Source organism: Nonomuraea phyllanthi (assembly GCF_006334985.2).
GTDB lineage: Bacteria > Actinomycetota > Actinomycetes > Streptosporangiales > Streptosporangiaceae > Nonomuraea > Nonomuraea phyllanthi.
In genome coordinates, this window is sequence record NZ_VDLX02000002.1 from 301751 (window position 1) to 325674 (window position 23924).

Consider the following 23924-nt stretch of genomic DNA (forward strand, 5'->3'; position numbering starts at 1 on the left):
CTAAAGCCCTGTAGGCGCACCGGAGGCCGTGGATGACTGACAACTGGGGCATGACCATCCCCTTCTCCGACCGCTCGCTGGCGCGGTCGCGGGAGCTGGTCGCGGAGCTGCCGGGGCTGGGCTACACCGACGCCTGGTCCGCCGAGGTCAGCGGGGTCGACGGGTTCACGCCCCTCGCCCTGGCCGCACAGTGGGCGCCGGGGCTCAGGTTGGGTAGCGCCATCGTGCCCGTCTCGACGCGGGGTCCCGGGCTGCTCGCCATGTCCGCGGCCACGCTGGCCGACCTGGCGCCCGGGCGGTTCGTGCTCGGGATCGGCGCGTCCTCGCCGGCCATCGTCGAGCGGTGGAACGCGGGGCGGTTCGAGAAACCGTACGCGCGTACGCGGGACACGCTGCGGTTCCTGCGCCGGGCGCTGGCGGGGGAGAAGGTCTCGGAGGCGTACGAGACGTTCGAGGTCAAGGGGTTCAAGCTGGAGCGGGCGCCGGAGGTCGCGCCGAAGATCGTGCTGGCCGCGCTCCGCCCGAGGATGCTCCGGCTGGCCGCCGCCGAGGCCGACGGAGCGATCACGAACTGGCTCTCGCCCGACGACGTGCGCAGGGTGCGCGCCGAGATCGGCGAGGGCACCGAGCTGATCGCCCGCCTGTTCGTGTGCGTGAGCGAGGACGCCGAACGGGTGCGCGAGATGGCGAGGCGCATGCTGGCCGGCTACCTGACGGTCCCGGTGTACGCCGCGTTCCACGACTGGCTGGGGCGGGGCGAGGTGCTGCGTCCCATGCACGAGGCGTGGCGGGCGGGCGACCGGCGGGCGGCGGTCAAGGCCGTCCCGGACGAGGTGGTCGACGCGCTGATCGTGCACGGTGACGCGGCGACCTGCCGGGCCAGGATCCGCCAGTACGTGGACAACGGGCTCGACACCCCCGTGCTCGCGCCCATCCCGGGTGGCGACATCTCCATCGAGCAGGCCGTACGGGAGCTGGCGCCCACGGCGTAGGAGGGGTCATGGACGACGTACTGGGGCTGGATGCCGTCGGCCAGGCGCGGGCGGTCAGGGACGGGCAGATCTCGGCGCGGGAGCTGGCCGAGGCCGCCATCGCGCGCATCGAGGCCCACGACGGCGAGCTGAACGCGGTCATCCACCGCCGGTTCGAGCGGGCGCTGGCCGAGATCGACGCCATCCCGGAGGACGCGCCGTTCCGCGGCGTGCCGATCCTGCTCAAGGACCTGGGCTGGCGGCAGGCGGACGAGCCGTACGCGGCGGGCTCAAACGTACGGGACGGGGTCGAGCCCGGCCTGGACGGCTACGGCGTCGTACGGCTGCGCCAGGCCGGGTTCGTCATGCTCGGGCGGACGAACACCCCCGAGTTCGGCAGCACGATCACGACGGAGCCGGTGGCGTTCGGGCCGACGCGCAATCCGTACGACCCGGCGTACTCGGCGGGCGGTTCCAGCGGGGGCTCGGCGGCGGCGGTGGCGGCCGGGATGGTGGCGCTGGCCACCGCCAGCGACGGGGGCGGCTCGATCCGCGTCCCCGCGTCCCTGTGCGGCCTGGTGGGGCTCAAACCGACGCGCGGGCGGGTGAGCGCCGGGCCGGCCCTGGGAGAGGGGTGGAGCGGCTTCTCGTGCGCGGGGTTCGTCAGCAGGAGCGTGCGCGACACGGCGGCGGCGCTCGACGTCGTGTCCGGCATGCACCCCGGCGACCCGTACGACGCCCCGCCGCTGCCGGGCCCGCTGGCCGGCGAGCTGGGCAGGGAGCCGGGGCGGCTGCGGGTGGGGTTCATCACCCGGCACCCCAACGGAACCGTGCCCGAGTCGCCCGAGCTGACGGAGGCCGTCACCGGGGCCGCGGCGCTGCTGGAGTCGCTCGGCCACGACGTCGCGCCCGGCGGCCCGGAGGCGCTGGCCGAGCCGGGGTTCGCCGGGCGGTTCGGCGCCATCGTGGCGAACAACCTGGCCGCCCACGTGGCGAGCCTGGGGGAGCTGCGCGGCAAGCCCGTACGGATGGAGGAGCTGGAGCCGCACAACGCCGCCATGCTCGGCGCGGCCCGGGGGCACAGCGCGGCCGACCACATCCTGGCCACCCAGTGGATGGACGCCTTCCGCCGGCGCATGGCCGCGTGGTGGAGCGCGGGCCACGACCTGCTGCTGATGCCCTCGCTGGGCGTCGCGCCGTTCCGGCTGGGCTGGCTCCCGCCCGACGATCTCGCCACCGCGTTCCGGAGGACGGGGCACGCCGTGGCCTACACCTCGCCGATCAACGCGACCGGTCAGCCCGCCATCTCGCTGCCGCTGCACAGGACCGAGGCGGGGCTGCCGGTGGGCGTGCAGCTCGTGGCGGCGGCCGGGAGGGAGGACCTGCTGATCAGGGTGGCGGCGCAGGTCGAGCGGGCCAGGCCGTTCCAGCACGCCGCGATGCGCTGACGGGTCAGGAACTCGTGGCCTCCGCGACGCGTTATGTCGTGAGAAGCCGGGGGTAGGGGGTTCCTCATGATGGCGAAGGCAGCACGGGCGGCGGCGGCGTGGCGGACGTACCGCGAGGTGACCAAGCCAGGCTCGCCCAGCCTGATGACCAGGGTCAGGGCGATCCCGCGGATGATCGGCGCGGTCATGCGCGGACGCTACGACGGCATGGGCAGGGGCAAGCTCAGCCTGCTCGGGCTCGGCGTCGTCTACATCCTGTCGCCGGTCGACGTCGTGCCCGACTTCCTGATGCTCATCGGCGTGGCCGACGATTTCGGCGTGTTCCTGTGGCTCATCGCGTCGCTGCTCGGTGAGAGCGGGCGCTACGTCGAGCACGAGCGCCGCGTCATCCAGGCACGGCTTCTGGAGGAAGAGGCCTAGGCCACCACAGATCGACGCCGCTCGGATCATCCGGTCAGGTGAGACCGGGGGCGCGGGTCACGGTTGGAGGGGCGTCTCGAAGCGCGCCAGCCACTCGGCGAGCAGCGCCTCCAGCTGCGCGGCCTGCTCGGCGCCCAGCTCGTCCACGAGGCGGCGCTCGTTCCGCATGTGCTCGGTGAACGCCCGGTCGATCAGGTCCTTGCCGGCCTCGGTGAGCGCGACCACCCGCCCGCGCCCGTCAAGCTCGCTGACCCGCCGGGTGACCAGCCCGTCGCGTTCGAGCCGGTCGAGGCGCTTGGTCATCGCACCGGTGGTGACCATGGTGAACGCGGCCAGCTCGCCGGGCGCGTACTCGTACGGCTCGCCGGCCCGGCGGAGCGCCGCCAGGACGTCGAACTCGCCCTCCTTGAGCCCGTACCGCCGGTAGACGACGCACAGCTGCTCCGTCAGGTGCCCGGCGAGGCGGTGCAACCGCCCGATCACCCCCTGCGGGCCGACGTCGAGATCGGGCCGCTCGCGAGCCCATTGCTGCTGGATGCGCGCGATGTGGTCCAGGGGTTCGCTCATGCCCTCCACTATAACTTCCATGGAAGCTATTATGTCTTCCATGAAAGCTACTCTGGGTTGGGCGCTGATCACTGCCGTGGCACCGGTGGCGTGGGGAACGAACTACTACGTCACCCACGAGTTCCTCCCCTCCGGCAACCCGCTGTACGGGGCGGCCATCAGGGCGCTGCCCGCCGGGCTGCTGCTCCTCCTGCTGAGCAGGAAGCGCCCGCGCGGCAGCTGGTGGTGGAAGTCCCTCGTGCTCGGCACGCTCAACATGAGCGCCTTCTTCGCGCTGGTCTACCTGTCGGCGCAACTGCTCCCGACCAGTGTCGCCTCCACGATCATGGCCACATCGCCCGTCGTGATGATGCTCCTGGCCTGGGCGTTACTGGCCGAACGCCCCAGGGTCCCCCACGTCGCCGGAGCCGCGATCGGCATCGCGGGCGTCTGCCTCATGCTGCTCACCGGCACGGCGTCGGTCGCGGTCCTCGGCGTGCTCGCCTCCGTCGCCGCCATGCTGATGTCGTCACTCGGGTACGTGCTGGCCAAACGCTGGAGCCACGAGGTCGACGTGCTGTCGTCCACCTCGTGGCAGCTCATCGCGGGCGGCGCCGTCCTGGTCCCGTTCGCCGCCGCCGTGGAAGGCCCCCCGCCGGCCCTGGACGCTCCCGCGATCCTCGGCTTCACGTACGTCACGGTCATCGCGACCGCGGTGGCCTTCGCCGCCTGGTTCCTGGGGCTGCGCCACCTGCCGGCCGGAACGGTCGGCCTGCTCGGCCTCCTGAACCCGGTGACCGGCGTCCTCATCGGCACGACGATCGCCGCCGAGGCGCTCACCGTCCAGCAACTCTGCGGAATCGCGCTCGCCCTGCTCGGCCTCCTCCTCGGCCAGCCCACCGCCGCCCGCCTCGCCACGACCGTCAGGACCCGGGCCGACCGCATCCTCGAACGGATCTGAGGCCGGCCTAGATCTCCTCCATCCGCAGCCAGGCGCGAGAGGGCAGCGGGTGGCCGAAGAGGCGGGCGGCGTTGCCGTACGCGACCCTGGCGATGTCGGCGGGCGGGAGCGTGCCGAGGTTGCGCGCCACCGACTTCTGCGTGTCGGGCCAGGTCGAGTCGGAGTGCGGGTAGCCGCTCTCCTGCAGCACGTGGTCGAGCCCGACCGCGAGCCGCACGCCCGACAGCGCGTGGTCGTCGAGCGTGCCGAAGAAGAAGTTGCGGCGCAGCACCTCGCTGGGCTTGAGCCCGCCCTCCCACGACGCCTCGCCGGCGACCGGGTGGTCGAGGGCGTAGTCGGCGCGCTCGGCCAGCATCGGCAGCCAGCCCACGCCGCCCTCGACGATGAGGATGCGCAGCGCGGGGAACCGCAGTGGCACCCCCGACCAGAGCCAGTCGGCGCAGGCGAACATGGCGCTGGTCGGCATCAGCGTGGTGATGGCCTCGATGGGCGTGTCGGGCGAGGGCACCGGCGACCACGAGGAGTCGCCCGCGTGCAGCGCCACGACCGTGCCCGTCTCCTCGCAGGCGGCGAAGAACGGGTCCCAGTGGCCCGAGTGGATCGACGGCAGCCGCAGCCTGGTCGGGAACTCGGGGAAGACCACGGCCTTGAAGCCCCGGGCGGCGTTGGCCCTGATCTCCTTGGCGGCCACGTCGGGATCGGGCAGCCAGGGCAGCTGCAGGCCGATGATCCGCTCGGGGTAGGTGCCCGCCCAGACGTCGATGTGCCAGTCGTTCCACGCCTTGACCAGGGCGAGGCCCAGCTCCTGGTCGCGGGTCCTGGCGAACGGCATGCCGGACTGCCCGGCCAGCATGCCGGGGAAGCAGAGCGCGGCCCAGATGCCCGCGACGTCCATGTCCTCGACGCGGGCCTCGATGTCGTGGCAGCCGGGGCGCATGTTCTCGAACCTGATCGGGTCCAGCGTCCGCTGCTCCCTGGGCAGCCCGGCGCCCACGTCGATGCCGGCGCACGGGTAGGTGGCGCCGCCGTAGCGCCAGACCTGGTGACCCGCCTCCGTCTCCACGACCTTGGGCGCGACCTCGGCATATTTCTCCGGCAACCGGCCTTCGAACAGGTCGGGAGGCTCGATCAGATGATCGTCGGCGGAGATGATCACGTAGTCGCGCCGCCTGGGTTCAGGGTCGGGGAGCAGCGGCGTAGTCACGCAGGTAACCGTACGACGGCGGGATAACGTCGAACAAGCTGCGACGTATCCGTTGGGTCTCCAAGATTTCCGACCCGGGACCGCCGGGAGGGGGATGTGGCGGTCCCGGGCCATGGAACGGGCTGCTCGCCCGGGTACGGTCGGGCGGCGCCCGGCCAGCCACTACCCCTTTGAGATCGGTTCAGTCAGGAGATGCGCGCGCATTTCGGCGATGGTGGCGGGGGAGACCTGGAGAATCCGTGTGACGTACGTCTCGACCGAGCCGTGCCGGGCTGTCAGATCGGTGAGAAAGAATCGCATGGCCTCGGCGGGCGCCAGCCCGAACCCCGGCCACATGGGCGAGTCGGGATGCCTCTCGCGCCAGTCGGCGATGAAGTGCTCGGTGGCCAGCCCGGTCAGCGCGTAGTCCGCGACGATGTCGTCCTCGCTCACGCCCGCCAGCGACAGGACGAGGGCGGCGAGCACCCCGGTGCGGTCCTTGCCGGCCGCGCAGTGGATCACGACGGGCGCGTTGGCCGCCTGCGCGATCGTCTCCAGCGCGATCCGGAGGTTCCCGACGCCGTCCTCGGTCACCTCGAGGTAGCGGTCGGCGAGGTATCGCGCGACCCCGATCCGCTCGTCGTACGGCGAGAGTGACCAGCGTCGCCCCTCGATGGGCAGGTTCTGGTAGAACTGGCCCTCCGCCTCGGGGACGCGCCCGCGCTCTTCGACCTCGAACCCATGGCGCAGGTCGATGACCGTGCGGACGCGCAGCGTGCGGAAGGTCGTGAGGTCGTCTCCGGCCAGCCAGCCGAGGGAGTCGGCCCGGTAGAGCCGCTGCCACCGGACGGTGCGCCCATCCTGGGTGGCATATCCACCTATGTCGCGAAAATTACGGAGCTTGGCGAACTCGATGTGGCGGATCACCCTCCACACCTTAGTTGGCGGCGGGCACGGACTCCTCGGGCTCCTCGGGCTGCTTCCCGGCCCTGCGCTCGGCCGCCTCGCGCCGGATCAGCAGGATCCACCCGGCCACCGCGATGCCGATGAACAGCCACCACTGGATCCCGTACGCCAGGTTGAGCCCGCCACCCGCCCCCACGTCCGGCGCGGGCACCGGTGCGGGCGCCGCGGCGGGCGCGGGCGCCTGCTCGGTCAGCTCCACGAACCCGCCCACCAGCTGGTACGGCAGCCCCTGCCCGATCGTGTCGGCGTTGATCAGCAGCACCTGCCCCGGCGGCAGCCCGGGACGCACCCTGATGCCGCTGGACTCCTCGGTCTCGCTGGGGCGTAGCCGCCCGGTGACAGTTACCTGCCCGGCGGGCGGTGCGGGCACCTCGGGGACGGCGTCGGCGGTGGCGCCCGCCTTGACCCAGCCGCGGTTGACGATCACGCCGGTGCCGTCGCCGGTGACGAGCGGGGTCAGGACGTAGAAGCCGTTCTGGCCCTGCTGGGGACGGCGGCGTACGAGCAGGGCGTGGGACGGGTCGTACGAGCCGGAGACCGTGACCTTCCTGAACCGGTCGTCCTCGCGGACGGGCCGCCCGACGCCCGCCAGCGTGTCGAGGGGCACGGGCGCGGCCTCGATGTTGGCGGTGACCCGCGAGCTGTTGGCCGAGCGCTCCTCGAACCGCCCGAACTGCCAGCGCCCGAGGAACACGAACGCGGGGATGACCAGCAGCACCACCACGTGGAGCGCCAGCCATCGGGGCGTCAGCAGGAACCGGTACACGCTCTCAAGGGTAGGCACAGGCAGGGGTGCCCCTTCACGCGCCCAGCCGCTCCTCGGCCCCTGGCCCCGGCACGGGGGTGACCTCGCGCGGCCCGCCCACCTCGTGGCCGTCGGCGCAGCGGAAGTGCAGCTCGACGGGGGCGCCGCAGCCGCGGTGGGTCAGCAGCACCGGCGGCCCCTCCTCGTCGGCCAGGTATTTGTCGCCCCAGTGCATGAGCGCGACCAGCAGCGGGTACAGGTCGCGCCCCTTCTGCGTGAGGCGGTATTCGTCCCGCTGCCGCTGGCCGGGCTCGCGGTAGGGCTCCTTGCGCAGCAGGCCCTCGTCGACCAGCCGGGCCAGCCGGGCGCTGAGCACCTGGCGGGGGGCGCCGGTGATCGCCTGCATGTCGGCGAATCTCCGCACGCCGCCGAACGCCTCGCGCAGCACCAGGAAGGTCCACTTCTCCCCGACGATGCCCAGGGTGCGCTCGATCGAGCAGTTGTTCACCCGGGAGAGAAAGTTCATCTTCGCAGTATATCTGAGTTCATTTGACAGACTCAGATCTCGCCGGGCAGGCTGAGTCCATGCAACGAACCCAGATCCGCCCCGCCCGCGCCGACGACGAGGAGCGGATCAGGCGCTTCCTGGGCGGCCTGTCGCTGCACACGCAGACGCTGCGGTTCTTCACCGGCGTCAGCGCCCCGCCGCCCGCGCTGGTGAGGACGCTGCTCTCCGTGGACGAGCGGCGCGACGCGCTCGTCGCCATCACCGAGGAGTGCGGCGAGGTGGTCGGCCACGCCATGAGCTTCCGGGGCGAGTGCGCCGACGTGGAGATCGCCGTGGTCGTCGCCGACCGGTGGCAGGGGCAGGGGATCGGGCCCCGCCTGGTCGACACGCTGCTGCTGAGGGCGTCCGTACGGGGTGCGCGGACGGTCGGCATGGACGTGCTGGGCGAGAACCGGCGCGTGCTCCGGCTGGTCCGCAGGCTCTGGCCGGACGCCCGGATGACGGTCAGCTCCGGGACGGTTGAGGTGAGCGCTATGATCGATCCGGCCGGTTTATTTGCGGAACAAGGTTCTGGTGGCACACCATTGACAGCGTGAAGAGTGTCAAGAACGGGCGCGACGGCCGGACCCGCATCATCGAGGGGGCCCTGCGCCGTTTCAGCCAGGACGGGGTGTCGGCCACGACCCTGGCGAGCCTGCGCGAGGAGAGCGGCGTCAGCGTCGGCAGCTTCTACCACCACTTCGCCAGCAAGGAGCACGTCTTCGGCGTGCTGTACGCCGAGATCCTCAACGCGTACCAGGAGGCCTTCCTCGCCGAGCTGGTCGGCCACGAGGACGCCCGCGCCGGCATCGAGGCGGTCGTGGCCTTCCACATGCGCTGGGCCGGGGAGCACCCCGACAAGGCGAGGATCCTTGTCAGCGAGCGTCCGCCGCGCAAGCAGGAGCCGGGCGGCGCCGAGGTGGCCGAGGCCCGGCGGGCGTTCTTCCGCCGGGTGGCCGACTGGTGGCGGCCGCACATGAAGAACGGCCTGCTCCAGCCGGTGCACGCGACCATGTGCTACGTGCTGTGGCTCGGCCCCGCGCAGGAGATGTGCCGACTGTGGTTCGCCGGCGCCCACACGCCCACGGAAGAGGAGATCCAGGGGCTGGGCGCCGCCGCCTGGCAGAGCCTCCGCCAGCAGTGACCGCCGCCCGGGCGGGGGTCAGGCGGGTTGGCGGAGGCGGGTGGGGACGCGCCAGCTGGCGCGGTCGAGCGAGATGTCCAGCCGCAGGTCCCCGCGCTGCCTCCGGAGCCCCGGCACGCGCACCCGGTCGTGCACGTCGAACCGCCCCCGATGCGGATAGCCGAACCCCAGCTCCCCGGGCAGCACCCGCAGGTCGTCGCGGTTGCCGCAGCGCGGGCACGTCCAGGACACCAGGTCCAGGCCACGGTTGTAGTCGGAGCAGGCGCGGAAGTATTCGTCGGGCCCGAATCGGGACTCGCAAGCCAGGCAGGGGATCAGCATGGGCCCGCTCCTCCGGTACGGCGTGGTGACCTCCCTAGAGATACCGCTCCCTACTTGTTCGCCGCTTGCAGAACGCTTGGCTGAGTAAGTAACGGTATGAACACGCCCAGCGACGAGCGGGGGCCTGTTCGCGTGTGGCCGATCAGGCTGGTGTTCGATCATGCCGGGGAGCCACCGGTGAAAGGATGGGGTCGTGGAACGACTGCGCCAACACCTTCTGGAGACCGGTTACACGATCGACGGCGTCCGCGAGCGGCTGGGGAGCACGGCCGCGTCGGCGCTGGCCAGGGAGGAGCTGGTGCCGGCGCTGCGGGCGACCGCCGAGCTCGACCCGCTGGGGGCGCTGATCAGGCTGTGGTGGCTCGGGGCCCCCGTCCCGGCCCGGTCGCTCGCTCCGGAGGTGCTCGAGTCGGGGCTGGTCGGTGTGGACGGCGGGCAGGTGCGCGCGACCGTGCACCTGCAGCCCTGGGAGACCGGCGGCTACGTGGTCTTCGACCGCAAGGTGCGCCCCGGCGACCCCGCGCTGCGACCCGACCACGTGGTCGGCGCGGGCGGCGCCTCCTCCAACCTGGCCCAGCTGGTCACCCGCCGCCCGGTGGGGCGCGCGCTCGACCTCGGCACCGGGTGCGGGGTGCAGGTGCTGCACCTGGCCGGGCGGGCGGAGCAGATCGTGGCCACCGACGTCAACCCGCGCGCCGTGGAGCTGGCCAGGCTGAGCTGGCGGCTGTCCGGCGTCGCCGAGGTGGACGCGCGTACGGGGTCCGTGTTCGAGCCGGTCGGGGACGAGCAGTTCGACCTGATCGTGAGCAACCCGCCGTTCGTCATCGGCCCGGGCGGCGGCCTGACCTACCGGGAGGCGGGCGGCGACGGCTTCTGCCACGACCTCGTACGCCGTACGCCCCGCCACCTCGCCCCCGGCGGCCAGGCGCACTTCCTGGCCAACTGGCTGCACGTCGAGGGCGAGGACTGGCACGACCGGGTGGGCGGCTGGCTCCGCGAGACCGGCTGCGACGCCTGGGTGGTGCAGCGCGACGTGCAGGACCCGGCCGAGTACGTCGAGCTCTGGCTCAGGGACGCGGCCGAGCAGGGCACGGCCGCCTACGCCGACCACTACGACCGCTGGCTGGCCTGGTTCGACGAGCGGAAGGTCGAGGGCGTCGGGTTCGGCTGGATCACGATGCGCAACTCCGGCACGCTCGACCCCGTCGTACGCGTCGAGCATCTGGACCACCAGGTGGTGCTCCCGGTCGGCGACTACGTCGACTCCGTGCTCGACGCCGTCGCCGCCGCGCACCGGGCCGATCGGCTGGACGCCGCGTGCCTGCGCACGGTCGACGGCCTGCTGGACGAGCGGGTCGGCCTGCCGGGAGCCGAGGATCCGATCCGGATCGTGCTGCGCCAGACGCAGGGGCTGCGCCGCAGCCGGGAGGTCGGCACGGTGGAGGCGGCGCTGGCCGGGGTGTGCGACGGCGATCTGGCGCTCGGGCCGCTGCTCAACGTGATCGCCGAGCTGGTCGGCGACGGCGAGATCCCCGACGCGGACGCGATTCGGCCGCTCATAGCGGAGGGATACTTCCTGCTTTAATCGGGCGTTGATTGCACGTTGACCGCCCGGGTGGAGGCTCTGGGGCCAGGACACGGACCTGGGGGGTTCGAGGGCCGTGTCGAGTCCGGCCGGTCGTCCGACAGTGAGGCGGCTAGCCGCCACGCGGAGCATCCGGACAACCGGGCCCCCTAGCGACGCGTGGCGGCTATGGACGGCCGGCCGGGCTGCATCACGACGCATTCGTGACGGCCTAAGGACAGCCTTGATCAACCATGTGTGGATGACACGTCTGGACGACGAGCTGTACTCAGGACTCGACGACGGCCTCGACGACGCCATCGGTGACGGGACGGGTGGCGGCGTCGGCGGCATCCGCGAGGGGGGCGTCGTCGAGCAGGGGTTTGAGGTCTCCCGCCTCGGGGGCGCCGAGCCGGGAGAAGATGTCGAACGCCTGGCGTAGGCAGTCGAGGCTCCGCCTGGCGTCGCCCAGACCGCGCAGTGCCTTGCCGAGCACGGTGAGCGAGAGCGCCTGGCCGTAGGGGTGGCCGATCTCGCGGGAGACCACCAGCGCCTGCTCGGCGTGGCGCACCGCGTCGGGGTAGCGCTCGGCGGCGATGAACGTCTCGGCCAGCCGGGAGCAGACCCGCTGCTCCCAGACGCGCTGCTTGCCGGCCCGGAAGAAGGCCAGGCACTCGGCGTGGTGGTGCACGGCCTCGGTGAGCCGGCCGACGCGGGACAGCACGATGCCGAGGTGGTAGCGGGCGCGGGCGGTGCCGGCGCCGCTGCCGATCTCGGTGAAGATGGCCAGGCCCCTCTCCGCCGCCGCGATCGCGTCCTCGGGGCGGCTCAGCCCCAGGTGCTCGCGGGCGGAGTAGCTGAGCACGAGGGCCTCGCCGGCCGGCACGCCGTTCTCGCGGTAGAACCGCATCGCGCGGTCGAACAGCTCCAGCGCCTCGGTGTGGCGGCGCTGCCTGCCGACGACGACGGCCAGCGCGTTCAGCACCTCGCCGGTCACGATCTTCTCGCCGCGGTCGGCGGACAGCTCGTGAACGGCCCTGAAGTGCTCCTCGGCCTCCCTGAGCCGGTTGCCGGCGAACAGCACCCGGCCCAGCACGTACCGGACGCGCAGCTCGCTGGCGGCGTCGCCGAGCGAGCGGGCGGCGGCCAGCACGGCACGGGTGGCCTGGCCGAACTCGCGCGTGTGGGTGCCCGACTCCAGCAGCGGCTCCATGGCCAGCAGGAGGTCGGCGGCGGGCAGGAGCTGGTCGGCGGTGCGGGCCAGCGCGGCGGCCTGGTTGATGGCCGCGAACAGCGAGTCGCCCTCGGAGATCAGCCAGGCCACGGCCTCCTCCGCGGTGGCGAACGAGCGCCCGCCGCCGATCGCCACGAGGTTGTCGGGGATCATGCTGCCCTCGTACGCCAGCCGGTGCGCCGACTGGGCCGAGGCCAGGTAGAAGCCGAGCAGGCGGCGCAAAGCGAGCGTCCTGGCCTGGGGGCGCTCGGTCTTGTCGAGCTCGCGCCGGGCGAAGAGCCTGAGCAGGTCGTGGAAGCGGTACCGGCCGGGCGCGGGGGCCTCCAGCAGACTGGCGTCCACCAGCGACTCGAGGACGGACTCCGCCTCGATCTCGCTCACCGACAGCACGGCCGCGGCGGCGCCCGTGGAGATGTCGGGCCCGTTCGGCAGGGAGAGCAGGCGGAAGGCGCGGGCCGGGGAGGGGCCCACCTGCCCGTACCCCAGGGCGAACGTCGCCTCCACGGCCAGGTCGCCCACGCGCAGCTCGTCGAGGCGGCGCTGCTCGTCGGCCAGCCTGGGCACCAGCGAGGCGACCGTCCAGGAGGGCCGCGCGGCCAGCCTGGAGGCCACGATCCGCACGGCGAGCGGCAGGAACCCGCAGGCCGCCACCACGTCCATGGCCGCGCCGTGCTCGGCCGAGACCCGCTCGGCCCCGGCCACCGCGGAGAACAGCGACAGCGCCTCGTCCGGCTCCATCACGTCGAGGTCGACCAGCCGGGCGGAGGGCAGGTCGGCCAGCTTCCCGCGGCTCGTCACGATGGCCGCGCACCCGGGGGAGCCGGGCAGCAGCGAGGTGACCTGCTCGGCGTTGCGGGCGTTGTCCAGGAGCACGAGGATGCGGCGTTCGGCCAGGATCGACCGGTAGAGCGCGGAACGTTCCTGCAGGCCGTCGGGGATGACGTCCGGCGGGATGCCGAGCGCGCGCAGGAACCCGCCGAGCGCCGACTCGGGGGCGGTCGGCTCGTCGGCGTGGCCGCGCAGGTCGGTGTAGAGCTGGCCGTCCGGGTAGAGGTCGCCGGCCAGGTGGGCGGCGTGCACGGCCAGCGCGGTCTTGCCGACGCCGCCGATGCCGGAGATCGCCACCAGGGGGACGCCTTCCGGCGAGGACTCGCCCGCCAGCAGCGTACGGAGCCGCGTGGCGATCTCCTGGCGGCCGGTGAAGTCGTTGACGGCGGCGGGCAGCTGCGCGGGGCGGGGCAGCTGGGGGGCGGGACGCGGGTCCGCCGCCTCGTCCCGCTCCTCGGGGGCCGCCTCGACGGTCGCCAGCGTGGGGTCGGCGGCCAGGATGCGCTGGTGCAGCGCGGCCAGCTCGGGGCCCGGCTCGATGCCCAGCTCGTCGATCAGGACCTCGCGCGTCTCGGTGAAGACGTTGAGCGCGTCGCCCTGCCGGCCGCACCGGTAGTAGGCGAGCATGAGCTGGGCGCGCAGCTTCTCGCGCAGCGGGTGGTCGGCGGTCAGCGCGATCAGCTCGGAGACGATCCGCGCGTGGTCGCCCAGCTCCAGGTCCACGTCCATGAGCGTCTCGACGACGCTGATGCGCCGCTCGACCAGCCGGTCGCGCTGGTGCTCGGCGTACGGGCCGACGGTCCCGGCCAGCGGCTCGCCCTCGAACAGCGACAGCGCGGCCCGCAGGGACCGCGCGGCCTCGTGCGGCCGGCCCGCCTTGCGCGCGCCCTCGGCCTCCTGGACGCCGCGCTCGAAGCGGGTCAGGTCGAGCGAGCCGTCGGGCAGCCGCAGCGCGTAGCCCCTGCCGATCGAGGTGAGCAGCTCGGGCCGGGAACGCGCGGGCCTGTCCGGTTCGAGCACCGTGCGGAGGCGGGAGACGTACGTGCGCAGCGCGCCCAGGGCCCGCGGCGGCGCGTCCTCGCCCCAGACCCCGTCGATCATCTCGTTGGGGGTGACCGCACGGCCCTCCCGCAGGAGCAGCATGCCGAGGATCGAGCGCTGCAAGGGGGTGCCCAGATCGAGCTCCTGGCCGTCACGCCACGCGCGGACAGGACCGAGCACGGCGAACCTGAGCTCGCCCTCAACGCTCTGACCAGCCATGCCGTATGTCTCCAAGCCAATGGATCGTTTTGTTGCCAAATGATAGTTGGAACGCCATTTGTCACCTAGATTCCGGACTGATCGTTAACTGTGCCGTTGATCCGCCTTTGATCAGGTGTTGAACGCGCCCCTGGATGCTGATGGTCGGCTAGGCATGACGCACATCGCGGGGGCGTGTCATGTAGAGCATCGGCAGGCAGGAAAAAATACGGCCCCGCCCGAACTTTCTCAGGCGGGGCCGTGGGTGGACGGGTTACTCAGGCTGCCTCGACCAGACCGAGCCGCATGGCCAGACGCTCGCGCACGAGCGGCCATTCGGAGTTCAGGATCGAGTAGAACGCGGTATCTCGGACCGTGTTGTCGGCGCCTCGGCTATCCGCTCGCCGCACCCCGTCGAAGTGTGCGCCGAGGGCCTCGATGGCGGCCCGGGACCTGGTGTTGCGTACGTCTGCCTTCAGGGTGATGCGGTGGACGTTCCACGTCTCGAAGGCGTGCGAGAGCATGAGGAACTTGCTCTCACGGTTGACACCCGTGCCCTGGGCGCCGGCGCCCAGCCAGGTGTAACCGATGTCGGCCACGGACGGGATCTCGCCCACCGCGCCACGTGTACCCGGTGGCCAGGGCATGGGGCCCTGCCAGTACTCCAGGTGCATGAGACGGGTGGCACCGACCACGCGGTCGGTGTTCAGCCACCGGATGGCGAAGGGCAACGAGCGGCCCTCCGCCTGCTCAGCCATGGCGGCCTCCACGTAGGAGACCATCTCGTCCCGGCCATCCGGGACGCGGGTGAAGCCGTAAGTGGAGCGGTCTTCACCCGCCGCGGCGACCAGGTCATCGATCGCCGTGAGGCTGAGAGGTTCCAGGCGCACGGAGCGCCCGGACAAGGTGACAAGAGCGGGCATGTGCACATGATGAGGGGAAGCAGGGGTGCACGTAACCATGCCCAAAGGAAGATCTTTTGCAGGTTTCTGCAGATGGGGTGTTTCCCCAGGTCAGAGCCCCCTTTTGCGGGGTGGTCGGCCCGCTCTTGGAGAAAGGTTCGCCTAACCGTGACACGGCGTCGGCACGAGGGCGGCACGCCGTTCACGTACCGCGCCGTGCCGGGGGAGGGTCAGCTCCTTCAGGCCGGTCGTCAGGTGGTCCAGGTTGGCCGCTATCCAGGGCAGCCGCAGGGGATCGGGGCTGTTCAGGGCGGTCAGCCGCTCGTCCGGGCTGTCGCCGTAGAGCAGGCTCACCGCGACCCGCACCCTGGCCGCCGCGGGGTCGTCGCCGAACGCGTGTCCGGGCAGGACACCGATGCCGTGTTCCTCCAGCAGGATCTTGGTGATCTCGGCGGAGCCGCCGAGTCGCAGGTGGCTCAGGTCGGGATAGAGGTAGAAGCCGCCCTGAGGCGTGGGCGCGGAGATCCCGGCCTCGGCGAACCTCTGGTGCACGGCCCCGGCGACCGCGCCGTGCAGCCTGCGGCTGCGCTCGATGCGCTCGGTCAGCTCCGGCGGCTCGCCGAAGGCGTACGCCGCGGCGTCCTGCACGGGGGCGGCCGGCGCGGACCAGATCTCGCTGGCCACCGCGAGCAGGCTCCTGTGCAGCGCGTGGGCGCCGGCGGGCAGCCTGGCCACGCCGATCCGCCAGCCGCCCAGCGCCAGACTCTTGCTCAGGCCGGTCGTGATGACCGTGCGCTCCGGCGCGAGCTCGGCGGGCGAGGTGTACGGCAGCGCGGGGTCGTGCAGGAGATCGCGGTAGATCTCGTCAGAGATGATCATCAGGTCGAGCTCGCGGGCGATCTCCGCCAGCCGGCCGATGGTCGCCGGGGAGGCCAGGCGGCCGGTCGGGTTGTCCGGCAGCGTCACCAGCAGCGAGCTGACGGTCCTGCCCTGGGCCCTGGCGCGGCGCACCTCGGCGGCGACCAGGTCGGGGTCGGGCACTCCACCCTCTCCTGGCGGTGCGGGCACCAGGATGGGGCGGGAGCCGACGAGGTCGGCCTGCGCGGCGTAGCTGACCCAACTGGGCACGGGCAGGACGACGTCTCCGCCGATCGCCAGCAGCAGCCCGTACAGCAGCGACTTGCTGCCGGGGCCGCTGACGACCAGTTCGGGATCGGTGATGAGCCCCCGTCGTGTCCAGTAGCCCGCCGCCGCCGTCCTGAGCTCGGACGCCCCCGCCACCGGCCCGTAGCCGTTGCGCTCTGATGCGGCGGCCAGCCTGTCGCGCAGCGCCGGGTGGACGGGCAACCCTGCCTCACCGAAGGCCAGGTGGAGCACACGTTCCCCGGCGCGCCGTCTTCGGTCGATGTCTTCGTTTGCCGCCAGAGTGGCGGAGAGGGTAACGGTCATGTTTGTCACGTTCCCAGGGTGGTTGGATGAAGGCATCAGCACAAGCGAGGCTTTTTGTGGGTAGGCATAAGGAAGACTGATGCTTGAATTGCGGCGATTGATCCTGATCTGCGAGTTCGCTCGCCGTGGCAGCATCGCGGCGACGGCGGCCTCCCTCGGCTACAGTCCTTCGGCCGTCTCGCAGCAACTGGTGGCTCTCGAACGCGAGACCGGCACGGCCCTCATCGACAGGACCGCGCGCAGCGCCGAGCTGACCGACGCGGGGCGGCGGCTGGTGCGGCACGCCGAGCGCATCCTGTCGATGGTGGAGGAGGCCGAGTCCGACCTGTCCCGCCACGCGGGCACGCCCTCGGGCCGGGTGGTGGTCACCGCCTTCCCCACGGCCGCGACGGCGTTCGCGCCGGCCCTGGCGCGCTCCCTGCGCCGCCACACGGAGCTGACGCTCCGGCTCGGGCAGAGCAGGTCGGGGCGCGGCATGCGGGAGGTGCAGTCGGGTGAGGTGGACATCGCCCTCGTGGACGACTGGTACGGGCGGGTGCGCGACAGCGAGAGCCTGCGGGTCTTCCCGCTGCTGAAGGACCCGCTGGTCCTGGTGGTGCCGCGCAAGCACCGCCTGGCCGACCCCGACGTGCCGCTGGACCTGCTGGAGCTGCGCGACGAGCCGTGGATGGCGACGCCCGACGGGGAGCCGTCGCGGCTGGCGGTGGACCGGCTCTTCTTCGACGTGGGCGGCACCCGGCCCACGCCGTGGGAGTTCGAGGGGCTGGGGACGATCCTGTCGCTCGTGGCCAAGGGCATCGGCATCGCGGCCGTGCCCGCCCTGGCGCTGGCGGCCGGGGTGCGCGGCCTGGCGGTGCGCCAGTTCCCCGGAGACCCGGTGGGGCGCGAGGTGCACGCGGTCGCGCGCGGCTCCAGCGTGCACCGTCCCTCGGTGTCGGTGACGCTGCGCGCCATCCACGTGGCCGCCCGCTACATCGCCGCCGACCTCGAACCCGTACGGTCCGCGGACCGGCGCCCACCGGAGAGCCCGCTGGAGCGGTAGCGTTTGGCGTCATGGCGCCGACGTACGAGATCGAGCACCTCCTGCTCGCCCAGCCGAGCATCCGGACGGTCGCGGGCATCGACGAGGTGGGCCGCGGCGCCTGGGCGGGTCCCGTGACGGTGTGCGCGGTGGTCACCGACCTGTCGGAGCCGCCGGCCGGGCTGACCGACTCCAAGCAGCTCACGGCGGCCAGGCGCGCGCCGCTGGCCGAGCAGCTGGCCGCGTGGGCGGCCGGCGTCGGCTACGGCGAGGCCACCCACGCGGAGATCGACGCGCTCGGCATGACGGAGGCGCTGCGCCGGGCCGCCCGCCGGGCGCTCGACGCGCTGCCGGTGCGCCCCGACGCGCTGATCCTCGACGGCAAGCACGACTACATCGGAGCGCCCTGGCCGGTGCGCCTGGAGGTCAAGGGCGACGCCGCGAGCGTCTCGGTCGCGGCGGCGTCCGTCCTGGCCAAGGTCCGGCGCGACGCGTACATGGGGACGATCGGCTGCGACGAGTACGGCTTCGCGGAGAACGCCGGCTACCCGTCGCCCGCCCACCAGGAGGCCCTGGCCCGGCTCGGCCCCACCGCCCATCACCGCCTCTCGTGGTCCTACCTCGACGACCTGCCGCGCTGGCGGCACCTCAAACACCATCGCGACCCGCTGGTGGGCGAGGGCCAGGAAAGCCTGTTCGGCTGACATGCGGATCGGAGTCTTCGTCCTCGCGGCCCAGTTCCCCGGCCAGGAGCCCGGCCGGGTGCTCGCCGACGCCGCCGAGCTGATCGTGGCGGCGGAGGAGGCCGGGTTCGACGACGCGTGGATCGCCGAGCACCACTTCATGTCGTACGGCGTGTGCCCCTCCGCGACGACCCTGGCGGCGGTCGCGATCGGCAGGACCACCCGCATCGGGCTCGGCACGGCCGTCAGCGTGCTGTCCACGCACCACCCCGTGGCGCTGGCCGAGCAGGCGGCCATGCTGCACCACCTGTCCGGCGGGCGCTTCACGCTGGGGGTCGGCAGGGGTGGGCCGTGGGTGGACCTGGAGGTGTTCGGGACGGGCCTCGCGCGGTACGAGCGGGGCTTCGGCGAGTCGCTCGACCTGCTGCTCGGCGCGCTCACGGGCGGCCCGGTCGCCGCTGACGGGGAGTTCTTCCGCTTCGGGGAGGTGCGGGTGGTGCCGCCCGCGCCGCTGCGGCCCGTGGTCGCGTGCACCTCGGAGTCGAGCGTGGGGCTCGCGGCGGAGCGTGGGCTGCCGATGCTGCTGGGCATGCACATCGGCGACGCCGACAAGGCCGCCCTGGTCGCCGACTACGCGGCGCGCGGCGGCAGCGCCCGGGAGCACGTCGCGGCCGGGGTGGCCCACGTGGCCGACTCGACGGAGCAGGCGGTGCGGGAGATCAAGGAGTCGCTGCCGCGGTGGCTGGAGCCGGGGCTGGCGGGCTATGTGCCGGTGGACGGCCGGCCCAGACCCTCACGAGATGTCCCGAAATATGTGGACCTGCTGACGAGGATCCATCCCGTCGGATCGGCCGAGCACTGCGCAGCCACGCTGCTGCGCACCGCCGAGAGCACCGGGATCGAGCGGTTCGTCCTGCTGGTCGAGGGGATGGGGGAGCACCGGCGGACGCTGGAGAACGTGCGGCGGCTCGGCGCGGAGGTGCTGCCGATGGTGCGCCGGTGACCCAGGGGCCACCGGCGCGCCGGCTCAGCAGTCGACCAGCTCCGGCTTCTGGTTGAGGATCTGGGCTCTCGGGGTGACGAAGTCACGCAGGGCCTCGGTGGCCGTCGGGTCGAAGACGGCGACCCGGTGGCAGTTCTGGAAGGCCAGGCGCACCCCGAAGTGGCGCTCCAGGGCCCCGCGCATCGCGTCGCTCGCCAGGCAGCGCAGGAGCTGGCCGCGGGCCTCCTCCGACGGCGGCGGCACCTGGTTGTCGGCGAACTTGGCTCCGCTCCGCTCGCGCTGCTCGGCCAGCCCGCTGATCAGCGACCACGCGTACGGGAGCGAGTCGCGGACGCAGGCGATGAACGCCGGGTCGTCCACCTCGCCGGCCTTGGCCTGGTCGAGCAGATCGGTGGGTACGGTCAGCGACATGCTGTCTCCTCTCGAAAGGGATCTCTTTGACGCTAAGTGGCGAAACGTTCTTGCTCCAGATGGCGTGAAGGCGGCAGTCAGGGGCCGTACACGAAATCCGGGTCTATCTGTGAGGCCAGGTCGACACCGGTCCGGTCGTTGGCCCACGCGCGGGCGTTGCGCAGGTGGAACTCCGCCGTCTGGCGGCCGAACCTGGCCCAGTCCTTCTCCTGCTCGTCGAGGGTCTTGCGGAGCACGGCCAGCGCGTCGGCGTTGACCGGCTCCAGGTCGTCGAGGGCGAAGTGGCGGCCCTGCTCCATGGCGCGCACGGCCGCGGAGTGCTCCATCCAGGTGAGCAGGTCGTCGCCCACGTGCTCGCGCAGGAAGTCGACGTCGGACGGGCCGTGCACCTTGTTGCCGATCACGGCCAGGGCGACGTCGTACGTGGAGGCGTGGTCGCGATACTGCTGATAGACGCTCACGCCCTGCCGGGTCGGCTCGGCGACGAGGAACGTCAGGTCGAACCGGGTGAACAGCCCGGAGGCGAAGGAGTCGGCCCCCGCGGTCATGTCGACCACGACGTATTCGCCCTGGCCGTCGACCAGGTGGTTGAGCAGCAGCTCGACCGCGCCCACCTTCGAGTGGTAGCAGGCCACGCCGAGGTCGTCCGCGCCGAACGGGCCGGTGGCCAGCAGGCTGATGCCCTCGGGAGCGGTCATGGCGTAGGGGTCGGCGGCGAGGTCGTCGAAGCTCAGCAGCCGGGAGCCGCGGCCCGGCGGGGTCGTCTTGACCATGACCTCGGCGGAGGGGATGCGCGGGTTGTCGCCGCGCAGCCGCTCCTTGATCTCGTTGAGGTGGGCGCCCAGCGGCTCGGGCCGGCCGTCGAGGCCCAGCACCATGGCCAGGTGCTGGTTGATGTCGGCGTCGATGGCCACCACCGGCCCGCCCTGGGCGGCCACGTGCCTGGCGAACAGCGCGGACATCGTGGTCTTGCCGCTGCCGCCCTTTCCGACGAACGCCACTCTCACGGCGCCTCCAAGCGAGTATGAAAATCGTTTCCGTTCCGGTCGGGCACCATCATGCCACACTCCGTGCGCGCGTGACGACGAACCGGCGCGGGCGGTTCGCCGGGAGATCTCGTGCCGGATTTCTGGGAGAGCGGGTCTACGCGCAGGTGGCGTCGAGGTTGACCGGGTTGTCCGGCTCCGGCGTGCGGCGCGGGGCGGACCTGTTCGCGGGGCGCGACTCCAGGGCCTCGGCCACCGTGTGCCGGATCAGCGACCAGTCGGGGTAGGCCGTGTTGATCAGCGGCGGCACGAAGCTGAGGCTGCGGATCTTGGCGTCCTTGACCTTCTGCGCCAGGTCGATGACGGCCGGCAGCAGCTCCTGCGGCAGGTCGGTCGAGATGGCCCGCTTGGTGGCCGCCGCCAGCCGCTCGAAGCTGTTGAGCACGGTCAGCGGGTCGGCCTGCTTGGCGACCGCGTTGAGCAGGCACTTCTGGCGTCCCATGCGGACGTAGTCGTCGCTGTCGGTACGGGAGCGGCCGTACCACAGGGCCTCCTCGCCCGACAGCTTGCGGGTGCCGGCCGGCAGCAGGCCCTCGCGCTGGCGGCCGTACACGATGGGCTCCCTGATGGAGACCTTCACGCCCCCCATGGCGTCGATGATCTCCGCGAAGCCCTTCATGTCCACCATCGCGTAGTAGTCCACGTTGATGCCGAGGATGTCGCTGATCGTCTGCTTGAGCAGGGTGGAGCCGCGCCGGCCCTTCGGCGCGTCCGGCACCAGCTCGGGGTGGTCCTCGGCGTACTGGTAGATCTCGTTGAGCAGGCCCGGCGTGTCGGTGCCGCTGCCGGTGAAGCCGTACGGGAACTGGGCCCTGGCCGGGCCGGCCGGCATCTGCACGCGTTGGAGGTTGCGCGGCAGGCCGAACAGGGTGGTCGCGCCGGTCTCGACGTCCACGCTGGCCACGGTCATGCTGTCGGTGCGCACGCCGGGCCGGTTCGGCGCCGCGTCGCCGCCCACGAGCAGGAAGTTCACCCGGCGGGCGCCGTTCCACGGGTCGTGGGCCAGCACGGGGGCGCTGGTGGTGCGCGGGAACAGGGTGTTCACCACGTCGCGCGAGAGGTAGGCGAGCCTGGTGGCGTACACCGTCGGGCTCAGGACGAGCGCGCACAGGGCGACGGTGAGCGCCGTGGTCAGGAAGCGGCCGACGGTGTCGCCGCGGGGCGGGCGTACCAGGAGGAAGGACCAGACGATCACGCCGGTCCAGGCGAGTGCGATCGCCGTCAGCACGACGGTGAACCAGATGAGCCAGCGGGGCTGCACCGCGAGCGACAGGAGGTTGGCGCTGTACGCCGTGAGCAGGGTGAGGACGGCGCCGAGCATCACGACATATCCGACCATGAGTGCCAGGCCCGTCCTGCGGCGCTCGGCGGCCAGGTGCGCCACGCCCCAGAGCAGAGCCGAGGCCAGCGTGAGCGCCATGCTCGCCCCCAGGCCGAATCCCCGCCGGTTCACTGTCATGCCTGGTCAAACCCCCATCGGACGCCCGTCCAGGTCACCGTAGTAATGCGCTGTGCGGGAAAGACGGTAGGAAAGAGAAGGGTTCGGTCAATTCCATGTCAAGACCACCTTGAGATATAACGTGACTGTGCGCAAGCGACACGGTAGCTATGGATTTGATGCGCCATGGGCACTGGCCGGTCTGCTCTTCGGGGCTCTCGTCCTGATCGGCCTGGCGGCGATCTCCTTCGCGTTCGACATCATCGCGGCGGGGATCGCGTTCCTGCTGGGCGCGCTCTATACGCTGGCCAGCGCGGCCAGCTATCTCTACACGACCCGGCGCGGCAAGTTCGTGGTCTGGGACGCGGAGCTGGGGCGGCTGAAGGGCGACGAGCGGCTGCTCGACCTCGGCTGCGGCCGGGGCGCGGTGCTGCTGATGGCTGCCGGGCGGCTCGACCGCGGGCACGCGGCCGGCATCGACCTGTGGCGTGCCAAGGACCAGTCGGGCAACGCCGAGTCGACCGCCAGGGCCAACGCCGAGGCGGAGGGCGTCTCCGACCGGGTCGAGCTCGTGACGGGCGACCTGCGCGACCTGCCGTTCGACGACGGCGCTTTCGACGTGGTGGTCTCCAGCCAGGCCATCCACAACATCCCCGACACCGGGGGCCGCGAGCAGGCCGTGCGCGAGGCGTACCGGGTGCTGCGACCCGGCGGGCTGATGCTGCTCGCCGACTTCCAGCACACGCCCGCGTACGAGGCCACGCTGCGCGCTCTCGGCGTGGTGGACGTGCGGCTGCGCGACGCCGGCTGGCGCTTCTGGTACGGCGGGCCGTGGTTCGCGACGGGGATCGTCGAAGCCAGGAAGTGATCCTCAGTCGTCAAGGATGGCTTCGGTGAGCGCGGTCGCGCCGCCCGGGTCCTGGTCGTACTCGCCGGCCGTCATGGCCATGACCAGCGCGTCCTCCTCGCGGACGATCAGGCGCTGGCCGCCGTTGCCCAGGGCGGCGGCCCAGGGGCGCTTGCCGGTGTTCAGGTACCACTGGTAGCCGTACTCGAAGCCCGGGTCGATCACCACGCGGGGGGTCAGCGCGGCCCGCAGCCACGAGGCGGGCACGACGTCCCGGCCGCCGTCGAGCACGAGCTGCCCGATCGCGGCCAGGTCCATGGGGCGCAGCCGCAGCCCGGCCGCCGCGCTCACCGTCCCGTGGCCGCCCTTGGACCACTCCCACGAGGTGATCCCGAGGGGCTCGAAGAGCGCGGTCGCCGCGTACTCCTCCAGCGGGCGGCCCGCCCCGCGCGCGATGATGCCGCCGAGCAGCGCGCTCGCCCCGCCGCAGTAGAGCCAGCGCCGGCCCGCCTCCTCGGCGACCGGCCGCTCCAGGACGTACCGGTAGCGGTCAGGGGCCTCCTCCATCGCGATCTCGCTGTTGGCGGTGCTGGTGTAGGGGGCGTCCTCGTTCCAGTCGAGGCCGAGCGTCATGGTCAGCGCGTGCTCGATGGTGAGATGCGCCCGCGCCGGGTCCGCCACCAGGTCCGCGTACTCCGGGAACTGGGCCACCAGGCCCGCGCCCGGCTCCGGCACCAGGCCCTCGCCCAGGGCGATGCCGTACAGCAGCGCCACCATGCTCTTCGACACGGACCGCAGATCGTGCAGCGTGTCGCGTCCGAACTCGACGTGACCCAGCGGCTCGCCCAGCCGGTGGTCCGGCCCCGAGCCGTACCGTTCGAGCACCGGCTCCCCGCCCCGCAGCACCACGAGGCCGTGGAAGTGGGGCGCCCCGCCCGCCCGCAGGATCTCGTCAACCCGTTCCGCCATCGCCACGATGTTCCTCCTGAAAGTCGGCACATCCTGGC

General features: G+C 72.2%; 24 protein-coding genes. 11 read left to right on the forward strand and 13 right to left on the reverse strand.

Annotated features, from left to right (window positions below; all coding sequences use genetic code 11):
• Positions 1-32 precede the first annotated feature (32 nt).
• The 3 genes from FH608_RS06980 to FH608_RS06990 all read left to right on the forward strand — a co-directional run bounded on the left by FH608_RS06980 (position 33) and on the right by FH608_RS06990 (position 2839).
• Complete coding sequence (locus FH608_RS06980) at positions 33-992, forward strand: LLM class F420-dependent oxidoreductase (protein ID WP_139629539.1); 960 nt, start codon at positions 33-35, stop codon at positions 990-992.
• A gap of 8 nt (positions 993-1000) precedes the next feature.
• Positions 1001-2419 carry an amidase gene (locus FH608_RS06985; protein WP_139629540.1) on the forward strand — a complete coding sequence of 473 codons (1419 nt, stop codon included), beginning with the start codon at positions 1001-1003 and terminating at the stop codon, positions 2417-2419.
• A gap of 66 nt (positions 2420-2485) precedes the next feature.
• Entirely contained in the window at positions 2486-2839 is a 354-nt protein-coding gene (locus FH608_RS06990) for a YkvA family protein (RefSeq protein WP_226899086.1), read from the forward strand.
• Positions 2840-2896: 57 nt separating this feature from the next.
• Here FH608_RS06990 and FH608_RS06995 read toward each other — a convergent pair whose 3' ends face one another.
• Complete coding sequence (locus FH608_RS06995; protein ID WP_193318272.1) at positions 2897-3406, reverse strand: MarR family winged helix-turn-helix transcriptional regulator; 510 nt, start codon at positions 3404-3406, stop codon at positions 2897-2899.
• Between the two features lie 40 nt (positions 3407-3446).
• On the opposite strand from FH608_RS06995, the gene FH608_RS07000 reads away from it, so the two are divergent.
• Positions 3447-4346: a DMT family transporter gene (locus FH608_RS07000; RefSeq protein ID WP_139629541.1), complete on the forward strand. Its 900-nt coding sequence runs from the start codon at positions 3447-3449 to the stop codon at positions 4344-4346.
• A 7-nt stretch (positions 4347-4353) separates the two neighbouring features.
• Here FH608_RS07000 and FH608_RS07005 read toward each other — a convergent pair whose 3' ends face one another.
• The 4 genes from FH608_RS07005 to FH608_RS07020 all read right to left on the reverse strand — a co-directional run bounded on the left by FH608_RS07005 (position 4354) and on the right by FH608_RS07020 (position 7766).
• A complete protein-coding gene (locus FH608_RS07005) occupies positions 4354-5550 on the reverse strand; it encodes an amidohydrolase family protein (protein WP_139629542.1) in 1197 nt (398 codons plus the stop codon).
• A gap of 162 nt (positions 5551-5712) precedes the next feature.
• Positions 5713-6456, reverse strand: a complete 744-nt coding sequence (locus tag FH608_RS07010; RefSeq protein ID WP_139629543.1) for a tyrosine-protein phosphatase — start codon at positions 6454-6456, stop codon at positions 5713-5715.
• A 10-nt stretch (positions 6457-6466) separates the two neighbouring features.
• Positions 6467-7261: an SURF1 family cytochrome oxidase biogenesis protein gene (locus tag FH608_RS07015; RefSeq protein ID WP_139629544.1), complete on the reverse strand. Its 795-nt coding sequence runs from the start codon at positions 7259-7261 to the stop codon at positions 6467-6469.
• Between the two features lie 34 nt (positions 7262-7295).
• On the reverse strand, positions 7296-7766 hold the full coding sequence (locus FH608_RS07020; RefSeq protein ID WP_139629545.1) for a winged helix-turn-helix transcriptional regulator: 471 nt from the start codon (positions 7764-7766) through the stop codon (positions 7296-7298).
• Positions 7767-7825: 59 nt separating this feature from the next.
• Between FH608_RS07020 and FH608_RS07025 the strand changes: the two genes are divergently transcribed.
• Both FH608_RS07025 and FH608_RS07030 read left to right on the forward strand, forming a co-directional pair.
• On the forward strand, positions 7826-8344 hold the full coding sequence (locus FH608_RS07025; RefSeq protein WP_139629546.1) for a GNAT family N-acetyltransferase: 519 nt from the start codon (positions 7826-7828) through the stop codon (positions 8342-8344).
• On the forward strand, positions 8341-8931 hold the full coding sequence (locus FH608_RS07030) for a TetR/AcrR family transcriptional regulator (protein WP_139629547.1): 591 nt from the start codon (positions 8341-8343) through the stop codon (positions 8929-8931). The genes FH608_RS07025 and FH608_RS07030 overlap by 4 nt, the downstream gene beginning before the upstream one ends.
• An 18-nt stretch (positions 8932-8949) precedes the next feature.
• Here the strand turns inward: FH608_RS07030 and FH608_RS07035 are convergent, their stop codons facing one another.
• A complete protein-coding gene (locus tag FH608_RS07035) occupies positions 8950-9252 on the reverse strand; it encodes a hypothetical protein (RefSeq protein ID WP_139629548.1) in 303 nt (100 codons plus the stop codon).
• A gap of 193 nt (positions 9253-9445) precedes the next feature.
• On the opposite strand from FH608_RS07035, the gene FH608_RS07040 reads away from it, so the two are divergent.
• Positions 9446-10837 (forward strand): DUF7059 domain-containing protein, encoded by a 1392-nt coding sequence (locus FH608_RS07040; protein WP_139629549.1) that lies wholly within the window; start codon positions 9446-9448, stop codon positions 10835-10837.
• A 268-nt stretch (positions 10838-11105) separates the two neighbouring features.
• Here the strand turns inward: FH608_RS07040 and FH608_RS07045 are convergent, their stop codons facing one another.
• The 3 genes from FH608_RS07045 to FH608_RS07055 all read right to left on the reverse strand — a co-directional run bounded on the left by FH608_RS07045 (position 11106) and on the right by FH608_RS07055 (position 16468).
• A complete protein-coding gene (locus FH608_RS07045; protein ID WP_139629550.1) occupies positions 11106-14138 on the reverse strand; it encodes an AfsR/SARP family transcriptional regulator in 3033 nt (1010 codons plus the stop codon).
• Between the two features lie 257 nt (positions 14139-14395).
• Entirely contained in the window at positions 14396-15040 is a 645-nt protein-coding gene (locus FH608_RS07050) for a GNAT family N-acetyltransferase (protein WP_139629551.1), read from the reverse strand.
• 141 nt (positions 15041-15181) lie between these two features.
• Positions 15182-16468: a pyridoxal phosphate-dependent aminotransferase gene (locus FH608_RS07055; protein WP_139629552.1), complete on the reverse strand. Its 1287-nt coding sequence runs from the start codon at positions 16466-16468 to the stop codon at positions 15182-15184.
• Between the two features lie 79 nt (positions 16469-16547).
• On the opposite strand from FH608_RS07055, the gene FH608_RS07060 reads away from it, so the two are divergent.
• Genes FH608_RS07060 through FH608_RS07070 form a run of 3 tightly spaced genes read left to right on the forward strand, consistent with a single transcriptional unit; the run spans position 16548 to position 19175 of the window.
• The gene (locus FH608_RS07060) at positions 16548-17510 is read left to right on the forward strand and encodes a LysR family transcriptional regulator (protein ID WP_139629553.1); all 963 of its coding nucleotides are present in this window, start codon (positions 16548-16550) and stop codon (positions 17508-17510) included.
• A gap of 11 nt (positions 17511-17521) precedes the next feature.
• Positions 17522-18193, forward strand: coding sequence for a ribonuclease HII (locus FH608_RS07065; protein WP_139629554.1), 672 nt, complete (start codon positions 17522-17524; stop codon positions 18191-18193).
• A gap of 1 nt (position 18194) precedes the next feature.
• Positions 18195-19175: an LLM class flavin-dependent oxidoreductase gene (locus FH608_RS07070; RefSeq protein ID WP_139629555.1), complete on the forward strand. Its 981-nt coding sequence runs from the start codon at positions 18195-18197 to the stop codon at positions 19173-19175.
• A gap of 24 nt (positions 19176-19199) precedes the next feature.
• On the opposite strand, the gene FH608_RS07075 is transcribed toward FH608_RS07070, so the two are convergent.
• From FH608_RS07075 to FH608_RS07085, 3 genes are all read right to left on the reverse strand, one after another.
• Positions 19200-19586 carry an SCO5389 family protein gene (locus FH608_RS07075; protein WP_139629556.1) on the reverse strand — a complete coding sequence of 129 codons (387 nt, stop codon included), beginning with the start codon at positions 19584-19586 and terminating at the stop codon, positions 19200-19202.
• Positions 19587-19663: 77 nt separating this feature from the next.
• Positions 19664-20593, reverse strand: a complete 930-nt coding sequence (locus tag FH608_RS07080; protein WP_139629557.1) for an ATP-binding protein — start codon at positions 20591-20593, stop codon at positions 19664-19666.
• Positions 20594-20729: 136 nt separating this feature from the next.
• Positions 20730-22091: an LCP family glycopolymer transferase gene (locus FH608_RS07085; RefSeq protein ID WP_193318273.1), complete on the reverse strand. Its 1362-nt coding sequence runs from the start codon at positions 22089-22091 to the stop codon at positions 20730-20732.
• Between the two features lie 127 nt (positions 22092-22218).
• Between FH608_RS07085 and FH608_RS07090 the strand changes: the two genes are divergently transcribed.
• Positions 22219-22938 (forward strand): class I SAM-dependent methyltransferase, encoded by a 720-nt coding sequence (locus FH608_RS07090; RefSeq protein WP_139629558.1) that lies wholly within the window; start codon positions 22219-22221, stop codon positions 22936-22938.
• A 3-nt stretch (positions 22939-22941) separates the two neighbouring features.
• Here the strand turns inward: FH608_RS07090 and FH608_RS07095 are convergent, their stop codons facing one another.
• Entirely contained in the window at positions 22942-23886 is a 945-nt protein-coding gene (locus FH608_RS07095; RefSeq protein ID WP_226899088.1) for a serine hydrolase domain-containing protein, read from the reverse strand.
• Positions 23887-23924: the final 38 nt, after the last annotated feature.